The sequence below is a fragment of the Rhizobium sp. ARZ01 genome (assembly GCF_014851675.1).
GTDB lineage: Bacteria > Pseudomonadota > Alphaproteobacteria > Rhizobiales > Rhizobiaceae > Mycoplana.
In genome coordinates this window covers 2,915,832-2,929,239 of sequence record NZ_JACVAE010000001.1, presented here as the reverse complement: position 1 = coordinate 2,929,239, position 13,408 = coordinate 2,915,832, and the positions used below count along the sequence as shown (strand labels likewise).

Genomic DNA, 13,408 nt, shown 5'->3' with positions numbered 1-13,408 from the left:
TTCACTCCGCCGGCAAGCGCGCCGGTTCGGAAAATAGCATGGGGTTGCGCACGAACCGCCAGCGCAGCCACAGACCAGTGGCCAGCGAGGTGAGGATCGAGGCGAGGACAAGTGCCGTGAACATGCGATCGTCGATGATGTTGGCGGCACGGGCCACGCTTGCGAGCACGATACCCGGCCCACCGCGTGTGTTCATCGCTATGCCGTAGTCAAGCGCCTTGGCCCAGTCGATGTTTGCCGCTCTGGCGGCAACGGTGCAACTCGCCAGCTTGATGATCGTGCTCGCGACGATGAACAACAGGGTCAGGGTGGCGTCAAATTGTTGGGCGAGGTCAAGCCGCTGCCCGACGAGCGCGAAGTATATCGGCACGAAAAACCAGATCGAGATATCCGCGATATGTTGCTTCACGGGAGCAAGATGGCGCGAGGGAAAGCGCGCCAACACAAGGCCCGCCACGAGCGCTGCAAAGACGATATTTACCTTCAAAAGGCTCGCGGCAGCGACGAAGATCAGGCACAGCAGCATGCTATACCCGGTGAGGGAAGCTTCGCTCGACTTCCCGATGATCCATCGGCGGAGCGCCCGCACGCCTGCTGGCACAAAGAAAAGCGAGACAAGCACGAAGGCGAGGGTGGTCGCGACCACACGCCCGATGCCTGTCGCATCGGCGGCGTCGCCGCTCTGTACGGCCGTGGCGACCGCCAGAATCGTCCAGAGGACGAGATCCTGAATGGTCGCGGATCCGATTACGTTGCACGCAAATGGTGTGCCCATCAAGCCCAAGTCGAGAAAGATACGCGAGATGACCGGGATCGACGTCACGGCTACGGCAATACCCATTACCAGCTTGAACGCTAAGGGATCGCCGAGCCTTGTGTCGGCAAACAGCGGCGCGCCTGCATAACCCAGCGCGAATGGGATCACTAGCGCGCCGACCACCAGTGCCAAGACGATGTGGCGTGATCCCGCTGCTCCATCGGCCTGCATCTTGAATCCCGCTATGAACATTAGGAGGACAAGGCCAAACCAATAGAAGGCAGAGAGCAGGGCAGTCTGTGCTGGAAAACCGGCAAATAACCACCTGTGTGCCTCGGGCGCTATGTTGCCCAGTACCGACGGGCCAAGTGCTATTCCGCCGACGATCTCGCCGATAACGCGCGGCATCTTCAGCCGCTCGAACAGGTGGCCGCCGGCCAGTGCGCCGACGAGCAGAAGAACCAGCGACAGGAAGAAACGGGCGAGTTCGGAATCGTTCATGGTGTCACCGTAAAGGCCGCGTGTTCAGAAGATGGTTCCAGTGCTCATCAGTCGCGCCCTATGTGCAAGGCCGGCAACCTTGCGCATAGGAGGCCACGATTTGCGCAGAAAGTTCGTCTAGGGAACGTGACTCGGTATCGAGGACGAGGTCTGGGCTTTCTGGAGGCTGATAGGCGCTGTTGTAGCCGATGAGAGTATCGATCTCGCCGCGCATTGCCTTGGCGTAGAGCCCCTTCGGATCCCTTTCAGCGCAGCCTTGGATGGAGCAGGCGACGTAGCCGATCGTCAGGTTTTTAACATTCTCGCGAATATAGTCGCGAGCGTCCTGCCCGGCAGTAAGCGCCGCGACGACGACGCTAAGGCCGGCCTCGGCAGCCTTGTTCGCCAAGTGGACCAGGATCGAGACGACGTGCAACCGACTTCCTGCGCCGAATCCGAACTCATCACCGAAGAAACCGCGGACCTCGTCGCCGTCGAAGAGAATGGCGGGAATCCCATTCTTTCTTAAGTCCGCGACGACACGGGTCCCCAGTGTCGTCTTGCCGGCTGAGGTCGGTCCGAGCAGCCACAGCACTGTTCCAGCTTGCAAATGAGGGCGCTTCTGTCGAACTTCGGTCCCTAGATACGTCATTTCGTTCACCATCGGACCTCTCCAGCCTCGTGCTATTCCTGGAACAGGGCATGCTTCATCATCAACTCGGCTCGGACGACGTCCTGCACCTCGGAGCGCATCATCCAGTTCGGCAGCGCTTCGCCCGCCATCAGGGCGCGCCTGATTTCCGTGCCGCTGATGGGCTTGGCGGTCCTGCAGGCATTCAGATCGACGTAGCGTTCGGACTGGGTGTCATAGCCGACGGGGTCAAAGAAGATCGGCTCGATGCCGAGCTCACCGAGTTCTTCGAATAGCTCCCGGCTGGCATTTGGCCCATAGAAACCGCCGACGCCTGAATGATCGCGTCCGATGATGAAATGGCTGCAGCCCATGTTCTTACGGCAGAGAGCGGTGAAAACCGCCTCGCGGGGGCCGGCAAACCGCGGATAGGTGATGAAGCTTGCAAGCACCACTTTGCCCGGGGGGTAGATCCCGTAATCGAGCATGGCCCGGTAGCCGTCGAGGATGAGATGCGGCAGGAAGTCTCCGCGCCTGGCATGTCCCACGATGGGGTTGATCAACAGGCCGTCAGCATAGGTGCGTTCCAGGGCCTCGATCTGGATCCTCTCGTGCCCGCGATGGACGAGGTTGCGGGTGTGGAACGCGACTACCCGGCTCCAACCTTTGTGAGCAAAAACTGTTCGCAACTGGGAAGGGGTCAGGTCATAGCGCCGGTATGGCAAGGGCAGCGGCTGAATGAGGGTGACGTTGCCCGCCAAAAAGTGGCCGCCGCGCGCCAGCACACGGGCGGCACCGGGGTGTTTGCGCGAGTCAGTGCCGAACCATTTGCGCGCCAGCAGTTCGGGCTCGAAGTCATAGGCTTCGGATACTTCGAGCAGGGAATGCGGCGAGCCGCATTTGGTGGACAGTAGGACACGGTCCCCCTTCGAGAAGCGGATTGCGGCTTTGTCGGGTACGGCTAGCACCACTGGCATCGTCCAGATCAGTCCGGAGGGGAGCCGTTTGTCCTCGAGCACGCTCTCTAGGCAAGTCCTGTCCATGAAGCCTCGAAGGGGCGAGAAGGTGCCGCGGACAATCTGTTCGACATCGGTTAGCTCTTCATCGCCGACAGTGATTGCTGGCAAATCCTGGATGTCCGGAATCTCGGCTAGCCCCGCGGCCTGGCAAAGGAGACGCCCGCCGTGGGGCTCGACGCCGGCCATCAGCGACGAAGGGCGCACGCGGATCTGCCGCGTGCCGTTGCTCCGTTGGAATTGCTGGGCTACCTTTACCACCATCCTCGCGCAGTTTACCGGGTACAGACCGATGGCGGTCTCCGCCGCCAGGACGAGGCCGTCGGCGCCATCGGCCAGAGTGTTGTAGATGTCGTTGACCTCAGCTCGGGTTGGTGTCGGCGCGCTCGTCATCGATTCGAGCAGGTTTGTCGCGACATAGACTTTGGCGCCATGTGCTTTCGCGCCGTGAATGATCATCTTCTGAATCGCGGGAATCTGTTCGATCGGAACTTCCCGGGAGAGGTCGCCACGGTCTATGAGGATTGCATCTGACTTCTCGGCTATGGCTGCCAGGTTCCGCAGCCCGCTCAGGCACTCAATCTTGGATATTATCGTCGCGTTGTCGCCGGTATGTGACCGGATCACGTTGATATCCGAGGCGCGATGCGCGAAGGAGAGCGCGAAATGGCGGATGCCCATTCGGCGGCCGATTGCAATCGCTGAGATGTCTTTCCCGGTGAGAGGCGGCATATCGAGCGGCCGCTGAACCGTCACCGCCTTGTTCTGACCGATCTCCCCGCCGTTCAGGATTCTCAGGATGACTTCGTCGTTACGCTTTTCCACAACCTGAGCCAGGACCGCATTGAAATCGATGCTAACAAAGTCGCCGAGTTCGAGTTTGTTGATGATATATGCCGGGTACAGACTGATACTGAACTGGTCGCCCGCTACGGGCAGGGCATAAGCGGTCAAAAACCGGTTCTCCCGCACGGTTACCTTGCCGTCAGCCAATGGTCCGGTGCGAACCTGCGCGCCTTCGGTGTCCAGACAAAGAGGGACGGATGTTCGCTGCTGGACGAAGGTGATGATCCGCTCGAGATCCTCGACCTTCGTGTGTGATAAGTTGAGGCGCAAGAGCGAGGTACCAGCCCGCTCAAGCCAATGGATGACATGGTCATTGAGGGATGCTGGACCAAGCGTGCACAACAGCTCGACTTCCCTGGCTTTCATGGTGCCTACCTTTGCGTCCGATTCGACTTCATGGATGGGCTTACCTGGCGCCGTCCGAGCGCTGCCGATCAACCGGCAAGGTGGTGGCGTTTGGGGTCCGCGCCGCGCCTTTGGGATGAACTTTCACACGTCGTCGTCCGAGAACCGGGGAACCTCGGGGTGGGCGGAGATCCAGCTTCGGCGAGCGTTCTGCCAGTACTCGCGGGCATCGTTGCCTCTAAGCAAGTCAAAGCCTGCAGGCGGCAACGGCAGTGTGGCCGGGATTGGTTCATCCGGTAGCCATAGAAGCTTGTTGTCGCGACTCTCGAGCATCCTTTGCCAGGTTCGCTCCAGCCGGCGAGAGCCGCGCATGTCTGCGGAAGAAAGTGCAAAAACGGACCCGGTAATCTTCAATTTCGGCGAAACGTCAGCGGTTTTGACGGGGGCTTGATGCGTTGTCTCTCCCTTGGCGAGATAGGTGCGCATGCGGATCAGCAATCGGTCAATCGCTACAAGTTCCTCGCTACCGTTGCGATCACGCGATCCTGGGTCCAGGCTGATCCCCGAGAAACACCCATCGAACAAGCAATCCTCTATGACTCCGCTGAGGAGATAGTCATTTTCCACCGCATCGTCCCTGATCTCACTTAGCCAGCAGCCTTTCACGCGAAACCCGTTCGCACCGTCGGCGAAGCGAATACCATCCCAGCAGCGGCGCGCGCGCACGCCCTCTATCGTCGCTTTCGCCGTTCCGTCTCTGACGAGCAGAGCGGCGCTATTGCAATAGGTGTATCGCCAGTCTGCCTCAAGCGGCACCTCACCATTGATGCGGCCCCCGACGAGCCGTACTTCGGGTGAGTTGCGAATAACGAGGGGGTAGGGGTTAACCGGCTGCGTGCCTATATTGCAGCCGAGAATCGCATTTGGTCTAGGGTTCCGGCTGTTGGCAGCTATGAAGGAAGCATTTCGAGCATCGATAGTCGCTCCGGCCCGAAGGTTGCGAATGGTTTTTTGTTCGTAGCCGAACTCACCGCTCAACACGATGTGAGTGTCTTCAAAATCGTCGTCATCAATGGGTGTTCGCGGGTCGCCGACCGCGTCCGAGCCAAACAAAGCGAGGGCGGGACATGCGCTGGCAAGGCGCATGAAAGACCGGCGATTCATCGTCACGCTCATCGGCGTTGCGAGTCGGCTGGGTGATGTCTGTTGTGATAGGCCAAATGCACTGCCTGAAGCGTTTTATCTGCTACCAGTTCGGGAGACATCGACGGGTTCACGTCGACTGTCGCTACTGTTGGTGTGCGATGCGTCGCTTTCGGCGGCCCGCAAAGATCGGCAGCCATCATGAGGTAGGCGCGATCCGCGTTGATCCAGAGGTTAACCCTGTCATCCGGAACTGCTCTTTGCAGTCGTGAGGCTCGATCGCCTCTTCCGTCGAGCCGATCTTGTGCAAGGTCGATCACGCCGCACAAATTTACAAAGACGAAATCATCCACGCCGATGGCAGACAGGATGTCGAGCCAATGCTCCGACGTTCTACGATGCCTGCTCTTCAAGAAGACGGACCAAAACCCCTGCATCAGTCCTTCATCCAGGATCGTGACCGGCGCGCCCCTCGACCTTTCTTCGCTGATGTAAGCGGCGACTGACCACAGATGCCATGTCCAGCGGACAAAATCGATCGGAGACTCCTGGCCGCCTTGGGCAACGAACCTTGCAGTTCGTACAGCTAGCGAACGGAATTTCCGGTCGAACAATCTTGGAAGAACGAGGCGGGCCCGACGCAATTGCCTCGCAATCAGTGGCTTACTTCCCCAAGTCGTTCTTTTTTCGTCGACGATGGAGCCACCCTGCCTCAGCCTGGCGGCCAACACGCTTGAGGCAGCTGTCTTTCCGATCCCAGGGAGACCAAAGAATTCGATAAAGCGGATGCCTGTCGGGAGAATCGGCACTCCAACGCATTGCGGATCGCCTACAGCGGACTCGTGCTGTTTTGACGCCATTGGGGTCAGATCCAAAGCTTCTGTCCTCCCCGGGGCCTCAGCGTTCGGAAGGCGTGCGGATTCGCTTCGTCAAACGCCTGCTTACCCTCGTCAGTACCGGCCGCAATCGATTGTTGCACGTTGCGGTAGGCGATCAGCAGCGCGAGTGGGATCCAGAAGAACGCCGCCGTCGATGGGCCGAAGGAGTCGCTCATCTGGTTTGCCACGAGATAATTCCACACACAAACCGATGCCCCGAGCGCCATTACATTCGCGTTGGTGGCATATGTGCTTCTGCCCTGACCAATCAATGTGGGTACGATGGCGCCAATCAGGCAAATCAAGACGAGCAGAACCATGACCACTATCAGCGCGACGCCCGGGACACCGAGCGTCCGGAAATATTCTATGAATAAGTTATGGCTATGCGGGGCGATGTCGCCGATCGGTTGGCCCGCACCCACCCCCCTGAACGGATGCGCGAGACCTAGATCGATCGAGATGGACCACAGGCGCGCGCGCGATATGACCGAAGGCGCCTCGCCACCGCTCAATTGCGTCGTCAACAGCCGGTAAGCTCTCGGGTTGAGGGATTGCAGGATGAAGAGGGCCGCCTGAAGCACCAATGGTGCCGTGACTGCTCCCGCAATTATCGCCAATGGCCGTTGTTTTCGGACTGCGGAATAAATTGCATACAGGGCAAAGAAGAGGCCAAGCCCTGTGACACCGACAACGAAGTTGGTCTTGGAGCCCGATTTCACCAGGCCGAGGAGCACGACAATGAGGCAACCGAACAGAAGTATTCGGTGTTTGCGTGCAATGACTAGTCTCGCGGCGACAATCGGCAAGCCCGCCGACATAGCTATTCCCAACTGGTTTGCATGCTTGAAATAACCAGCTGCCCTATCGGCGAATCTGGCGCCGCCGAGACCCGCGATGACGATGCATGCCGTCACAACGCTCATGACGATCATCGCGGTGACAAATCTGTCCACGACAGCCGCACCGTTCGGCCTCGCGGAGATCGCGACGATCGCGGGAATTGTGGCGAAACCGAAGATTTGCGCGAAAACAGCACGCATGGCCCTCATCGGATTGTCCGCGTAGAGCATCGACAAAAGCGAGAGAATGATGATCAGGCCGGCAGTCGTCAGCAGCGCAGCCGCCAGGGTCGCTTCGGTGTGATGAACACGTTTTGCGAGCTCGCGGTACGACCCGAGGCTTATGGCGGCGCAGAACAGAGCCAGCAGGAAGGACAGTGAGCCATCCGTCCCGGCGATCCGTGTGGCGCCGGGAAACCAGATCGAAGCGATAAGCAACAGTAGGAAGACTTGGAGCAAGGGTGAAGCGGCGCGGTCACTCGACAACAATTCGGCTAAAACGACGCGATTGCGACAGGAGTATCGTGGTGCGCGGCAACGATTTCAGATGATAGGCTTTCGCGATGTGCGACGCACGAACAGTAAGAATAGAGATAGAAAAATTCTGAACTTTCTGCCCAAGGGCAATTCTAAAAATGCTGCCGCACTGCAGGTGAAAATTCCCGCATTCGCAGCATCATTTTAGTTTTCGACGCAGACGCATGTTGAATAGTTAGAATAAGCTGAAGGCTGTGCTTACGCAATGCCCTTCATTCATTCACGCGACGATCGTTTCAGCATGGTCGCGAAGAGCCTATGGTCATATTTCCATGAATATGTCGACTAAAGTAGGAGCTTTCTACGTCATTTGTTGCGGCGTTAGATCTATTCGTTGGGGGAGTAGGGCGAAAGGGTAGATGGTAGGTACTGTGCTTTGGATAGCTTTCGGTGGGTTGGGACTTCTGTGCCAAGGAGCTGTGCTCAATCCACTGAGCATCACCGGCCGTCGCGGATCAGCCACCACCGGCGTCATTTTGTCGGTCTCGCAGCCTCCCGGGCGGCCAAAATCGCGACTATTGGTGGGTTTTCCTCGATGCTCAAGACAGGCTGGCACACGTCGCGTTATGCACGCGCGAAGTTTGTGTTTGACTGCGAAAGTGAAAGCCGAATCCCTTCAAAGTGAAGTTTAACTGGAGGCTGGTCGATCTCGCGGGTGTCGGCTACGACGATGCGGCCATGTCGCGAGCGGTGGCTACTCTGGTTCGAAAACCGAATGCCGCTGGCCAGTGAACTGGTGTTTGACGACGCGGCACAGCTTTAGAGAGAATTGGAAAAGACATGAGTGCGAACGACCGCCAGGACCTGTGGGACCAGATTGACGCGCAGAAACAGCGTTTGATCGAACTGAGCGATCGCGTTTGGGGCATGCCTGAGGTTTGCTATACCGAAGTGCGATCGGCTGCCGAGCATAAGGCGGAACTTGTGCATCAGGGTTTTCGCGTCACCGAAGGCATAGCCGGTATCCCGACCTCGGTGATCGGCGAGGCCGGGGAGAGCGGTCCTGTCATCGCGTTCTTGGGCGAGTATGACGCGCTGCCGGGCCTCAGCCAGGAAGCTGGATTGGCCGAGCACAAACCGGTCGAAGCGGGAGGACATGGTCATGGATGCGGCCACAATCTTCTCGGATCCGGCGCCATGCTTGCAGCAGTCGGACTGAAGAACTTCCTTGCGGAGAAGGGAATTCCGGGGCGGGTGCGCTACTACGGCTGCCCGGCTGAGGAAGGTGGCGCGGCAAAGGCCTTCATGGTGCGCGAAGGGGCGTTCAATGATGTCGACATCGCTATTTCATGGCATCCTTACAGCTTCTGGGAAGTGGCGCCGGCTCTTTCGCTAGCCAACACGCGGGCGGATTTCATTTTCACCGGGCGTGCCGCTCATGCGGCCGCGGCGCCGCATCTCGGCCGCAGCGCGCTCGATGCCGTCGAGCTCATGAGCGTCGGCGTGAACTATATGCGCGAGCACATGCCGTCGGATGCGCGGGTGCATTCGGCGATCTTGGACACCGGGGGAATTGCCCCCAACGTGGTCCAGGCGCGGGCGCACGTTCGCTATTCCATTCGCGCGATGGACCTGCAGGGCATGCTCGATCTGGTGGGACGCGTTCGCAAGATCGCGCAGGGCGCGGCCTTGATGACGGAAACCAGCGTGGAGATGAAGATCGTCAGCGCCGTTTCGAACACGTTGGACAACAGGCCGCTCGAACTGGCGTTGCACAATGCCATGGACGAGCTCGGTGCCCCTGATTTTGACGACCAGGATCGCGCCTATGCCAGCGAAATACGCAAGACCTTGTCGGACAAGGATATCGCCTCCGTCTATCAGGCGATCGGCATGCCGGTGACCGACGCGCCGCTCGCGGATTTCCTCGTTCCGCAAGATACAAGGCGCAAGCCGTTCATCGGCTCGACCGATATCGGCGATGTCAGTTGGGTAGTGCCGACGGTGCAGGTGCATGCGCCCACCGTCGCGATCGGCACACCACTCCACACCTGGCAGGTGGTCGCGCAAGGAAAGTCGCCGGCCGCGCACAAGGCGATGGTCCATGCGGCCAAGGCCATGGCCGCGACAGGATTGGCGGCACTGACCGACCCGATCCTGATCGAGGAAGCCAAGGCGGCGCTGGCGCACCACACTGCCCAGACACCTTATGTGAGCCCCTTGAGCCCGGACGTCATGCCACCGCTGAATATGTCCAAGGGTGCCGTCACATAAAACGAGGTGATGTCAGGTTAGCTACGCCTATTAGCTCCGCTCGATGTCCCGCCGCAGCACGATGGAGGTTGTCAGGTCCTCCACATTGTCCATTGTCGCCACCTCGTTGCGCAATTCGTTGAGCGCGTTGATCGAGCCGACCTCGACCTCCACCACGAGGTCGAGCTGGCCGCTGACCGAGGAAACCTTGCGCACGGCGGAAAAGCCTGCAAGGCGATCCAGCACGCCGAGCGAGGGGGTGCGCTTCAAGGTGATGAGTAGGAAGGCCTGGATCTGCCCCTCGTCGAGCTGGCCGATATCCGCGCGGTAGCCGCGAATGATACCGGCCTTTTCGAGCCGACTGACTCGCTCAGTGGTCGCGCTGCGTGACAGGCCAATTCGTCCGGCGAGCGACTTCATCGGGATGCGGGCCTCCCGCGTCAGGATGCTCAGGATCGTCCGGTCGATGGCGTCCGTATCCTGCATGGCCCCCTCCTGTGCGCGTGCCGACAAAATGACGGTTATTATAAACAGAGTGCCGGCGCAACCGGCGTAATGCCGGGTGCGCACGGTCCGCGTCCATGCAACTCTTTCCATCGAGAAGAGGATTGCCATGAACGACATGCTGATGACGACACCGGATTTTCCCATCGAAGCCGCAACTGCGCTGCTTGTGCAATGCTACGGGCTAACCGGCACGCTGTCGCCACTTGCCAGCGAGCGCGACCAGAATTTCAAGGTTGAAACGCCGGCTGGCGAGACTTTCATCCTGAAGATTGTCAATGCCGGCGAACCGCATATCGAAAGCGATTTTCAAACTGCCCTCCTCAGCCATATCGGTCGGCACGCGGCCGAACTCGCTGTGCCGCACATCCGCCCGACGCTAACAGGCCATGACCTCGCCGAAACCACCAGCAGCCGCGGCGTCCGCCATCTCGTGCGGTTGGTCAGCTGGATTCCGGGCGTGCCGCTGGCCCAGTCGGCGCGCAGCGACGCGGCGTTGACATCGCTCGGCCGCCTGATCGGCCGCTTCGATGCGGCGTTGAAGGGCTTCATGCATCCGGGCGCATTGCGTGATCTCGACTGGGATATCCGCAACGCCGGCCGTTCGGCCGAGCGGCTGCGTCATGTCGCCAATGCCGACGACCGCGCCCTTCTCCAGCGCTTCATCGAGCGTTTCGAAGCCAAGGTCGCTCCAAAGCTTGCGACATTGCGGTCGGCCGTCATCCACAACGACGCCAATGACTGGAACGTGCTGGTCGCCGAGGGAGATCACGACCGCATCGCCGGCCTCATCGATTTCGGTGACGCGCTCTATAGCCCTGTCATCGCCGAGGTGGCGATCGCCGCCGCGTATGCCGGCCTCGACCATGCCGATCCGATCGGCGCCGCCGCCGCCATCGCCAAGGGGTTTCATGCCGAGTATCCGCTGCTTGGCGAAGAACTCGACCTTTTGTTCGACCTGATCGCCATGCGGCTGGTGACCTCGGTGACGATCTCGGCGTCGCGCCACGCGCACACCGATGACAATCCTTATCTCGCCATCAGCGAGAAGCCGGCCTGGACGCTGCTGCGCAAGCTCGACGCGATGAACCGGGGATTTGCCACCGCCATCCTGCGCCAGGCCTGCGGCTTCGAGGCGATCGCCGGCGCCCGCGCCATCGACGCCTGGATCCGCGAGAACCGCAAGTCGCTGCGGCCGCTGCTCGACAAGCCCGCCGCCACCTATCTGGCCGAACTGGTGCCTTACGGCGATCCGAAGCATCCGATGACGGTGACATCAGCCGCCGCCGAACCGCACAAGGCCCAGGCGATCTGGGAAGAGCATTGCCGCGCGAACGGCGTGGCGCTCGGCATCGGTCCCTGGGGCGAGGCCCGGACCGTCTATTCCGGCGACATGTTCGTCTCGAAGCTGGTCGAAAACACCCGCCGCACCCGCCATCTCGGCCTCGACCTGTTCATGGCCGCCGGCACCAAGCTTTACACCCCGATAGCCGCCACGGTGAAGAGCGTCGAGATCGAAGAAGATCCGCTCGGCTACGGCTGCCTGATCGCGCTCGAGCATCGGCCGGAAGGCTGCCCGCCGTTCACTACCCTCTGGGGGCATCTCGCCCATGAGGCGATGAACCGGCTGAAGCCGGGCGATCGTCTCGAAGCGGGCGCGCTGGTCGCCGAAATGGGCGCGCCGGAGGAAAACGGCGGCTGGGCGCCGCACCTGCACCTGCAGATCTCCACCGACACCAGCCTGTCGGCCACCGCGATCCTCGGCGTCGGTGAGGAGCGCTACCTCGACGTCTGGGCCGAGCTTTTCCCCGATGCGAGCGCCTTTGCCGGCATCGCCCGCGAGTTCTACGAGCAGCAGGGTCGGTCGCATGAGGAGATCGTCAGGCTGCGCAAGGAGTTGCTGGTCCCGAACCTATCGATTTCCTACGACAAGCCGATCAAGTTCGTGCGCGGCGAGGGCGTCTGGCTGATCGACGATCGCGGCCGGGCCTATCTCGATTGCTTCAACAATGTCTGCCACATCGGCCACGCCCATCCGGCCGTGGTCGAGGCGATGGCGAGGCAGGCGGCGACGCTCAACACCAACACCCGCTACCTGCACGACAACATCGTCGCTTATGCCGAGCGGCTGACGGCGACGCTGCCGAAGGAGCTGACGGTCGCCGGCTTCGTCAACAGCGGCTCGGAAGCCAACAGCCTGGCGCTCCGGATGATGCGGGCCCATACCAGTCGCGAGAATGCCGTCGTCATCGATTGGTCCTATCACGGCACGACGCAGGAGCTGATCGACCTCAGCCCCTACAAGTTCCAGCGCAAGGGCGGCAAGGGTAAGAAGCCGCACATCCATGTGGCCTGCGTGCCCGACAGCTACCGTGCGCCGGCCGACTGGCCGCTCGAGGAGCACGGCAAGCGCTACGCCGAAAGCGTCGCCGAGCTGATTGCCGCGATGCAGGCGAAGGGCGAGGCCCCCGGCTTCTTCATCGCCGAGTCGATCCCAAGCGTCGCCGGTCAGGTGTTCCTGCCGGAGGGTTATCTCAAGGAAGTCTATCGGATGGTCCGCGAAGCGGGCGGTGTGTGCATCGCCGACGAGGTGCAGGTCGGCTTCGGCCGGGTCGGCAGCCATTGGTGGGCGTTTGAGACCCAGGGCGTCGTGCCCGACATCGTCACCATGGGCAAGCCGATCGGCGACGGCCATCCGCTGGCCGCGGTGGTCACCACCCGCAAGATTGCCGACAGCTTCAATAACGGCATGGAGTACTTCAACACCTTCGGCGGCAACCCGGTCTCCTGCGCCGTCGGGCTTGCGGTTCTCGACGTCATCGAGGGCCAGAACCTCAGGCGGAACGCGCTTGAGGTGGGCAATCACCTGATGGCCGGTTTCCGCGACATGGCGAAGCGCTACGAGACGATCGGCGATGTTCGCGGCATGGGTCTTTTCCTCGGCATTGAACTGGTGACCGATCGCAAGACCAAGGCGCCGGCGACCGATGTCGCGCGGGCGGTCTGCAATGGCGCCCGACAGCGCGGCATCCTGATGGGTACCGAAGGCCCGCATGACAACGTGCTGAAGATGCGCCCGCCGATGATCTTCAGCATGCGCGACGCCGATCATCTGCTCGCCGTTCTCGAGGAGACTTTCGCCGACGTCGCGAGAACGCAAGGCTAGACCCGAACGACGCCACCGCTCAAAACCTTACAGCCGCGAGGGGACATCCCCTCCCGGCCGGGACGACGCA

The 13,408-nt window shown here is 60.7% G+C and carries 9 protein-coding genes; 2 read left to right on the top strand and 7 right to left on the bottom strand.

Translation table 11 applies throughout. The annotated features are described in order from the left end of the window. Position 1: 1 nt before the first annotated feature. The 6 genes from IB238_RS13800 to IB238_RS13775 all read right to left on the bottom strand — a co-directional run bounded on the left by IB238_RS13800 (position 2) and on the right by IB238_RS13775 (position 7,424). Positions 2–1,258: a cation:proton antiporter gene (locus tag IB238_RS13800; RefSeq protein ID WP_192247105.1), complete on the bottom strand. Its 1,257-nt coding sequence runs from the start codon at positions 1,256–1,258 to the stop codon at positions 2–4. A 58-nt stretch (positions 1,259–1,316) separates the two neighbouring features. Further along, positions 1,317–1,901, bottom strand: a complete 585-nt coding sequence (locus IB238_RS13795; RefSeq protein ID WP_246723549.1) for an adenylyl-sulfate kinase — start codon at positions 1,899–1,901, stop codon at positions 1,317–1,319. A 20-nt stretch (positions 1,902–1,921) separates the two neighbouring features. Beyond that, positions 1,922–4,096 carry a pyruvate kinase gene (locus IB238_RS13790; protein WP_192247103.1) on the bottom strand — a complete coding sequence of 725 codons (2,175 nt, stop codon included), beginning with the start codon at positions 4,094–4,096 and terminating at the stop codon, positions 1,922–1,924. 123 nt (positions 4,097–4,219) lie between these two features. Further along, a complete protein-coding gene (locus IB238_RS13785; protein ID WP_246723548.1) occupies positions 4,220–5,251 on the bottom strand; it encodes a hypothetical protein in 1,032 nt (343 codons plus the stop codon). Beyond that, positions 5,248–6,093 (bottom strand): AAA family ATPase, encoded by an 846-nt coding sequence (locus IB238_RS13780; protein WP_192247102.1) that lies wholly within the window; start codon positions 6,091–6,093, stop codon positions 5,248–5,250. The genes IB238_RS13785 and IB238_RS13780 overlap by 4 nt, the downstream gene beginning before the upstream one ends. Continuing rightward, entirely contained in the window at positions 6,084–7,424 is a 1,341-nt protein-coding gene (locus IB238_RS13775; protein ID WP_192247100.1) for an O-antigen ligase family protein, read from the bottom strand. The genes IB238_RS13780 and IB238_RS13775 overlap by 10 nt, the downstream gene beginning before the upstream one ends. A gap of 831 nt (positions 7,425–8,255) precedes the next feature. Here IB238_RS13775 and IB238_RS13770 point away from each other — a divergent pair. Beyond that, entirely contained in the window at positions 8,256–9,689 is a 1,434-nt protein-coding gene (locus tag IB238_RS13770) for a M20 family metallopeptidase (RefSeq protein WP_192247098.1), read from the top strand. 30 nt (positions 9,690–9,719) lie between these two features. Here IB238_RS13770 and IB238_RS13765 read toward each other — a convergent pair whose 3' ends face one another. Next, positions 9,720–10,238: an Lrp/AsnC family transcriptional regulator gene (locus IB238_RS13765; RefSeq protein WP_192247811.1), complete on the bottom strand. Its 519-nt coding sequence runs from the start codon at positions 10,236–10,238 to the stop codon at positions 9,720–9,722. Between the two features lie 43 nt (positions 10,239–10,281). Between IB238_RS13765 and IB238_RS13760 the strand changes: the two genes are divergently transcribed. Next, positions 10,282–13,338 carry an aminotransferase class III-fold pyridoxal phosphate-dependent enzyme gene (locus tag IB238_RS13760; protein WP_192247096.1) on the top strand — a complete coding sequence of 1,019 codons (3,057 nt, stop codon included), beginning with the start codon at positions 10,282–10,284 and terminating at the stop codon, positions 13,336–13,338. Positions 13,339–13,408 lie beyond the last annotated feature (70 nt).

Bases quoted from the DNA above. Each gene is read 5' to 3' on its own strand.
- IB238_RS13800 (WP_192247105.1), bottom strand. From the start codon at position 1,258: ATGAACGATTCCGAACTCGCCCGTTTCTTCCTGTCGCTGGTTCTTCTG.
- IB238_RS13795 (WP_246723549.1), bottom strand. From the start codon at position 1,901: ATGGTGAACGAAATGACGTATCTAGGGACCGAAGTTCGACAGAAGCGC.
- IB238_RS13790 (WP_192247103.1), bottom strand. From the start codon at position 4,096: ATGAAAGCCAGGGAAGTCGAGCTGTTGTGCACGCTTGGTCCAGCATCC.
- IB238_RS13785 (WP_246723548.1), bottom strand. From the start codon at position 5,251: ATGAGCGTGACGATGAATCGCCGGTCTTTCATGCGCCTTGCCAGCGCA.
- IB238_RS13770 (WP_192247098.1), top strand. From the start codon at position 8,256: ATGAGTGCGAACGACCGCCAGGACCTGTGGGACCAGATTGACGCGCAG.
- IB238_RS13760 (WP_192247096.1), top strand. From the start codon at position 10,282: ATGAACGACATGCTGATGACGACACCGGATTTTCCCATCGAAGCCGCA.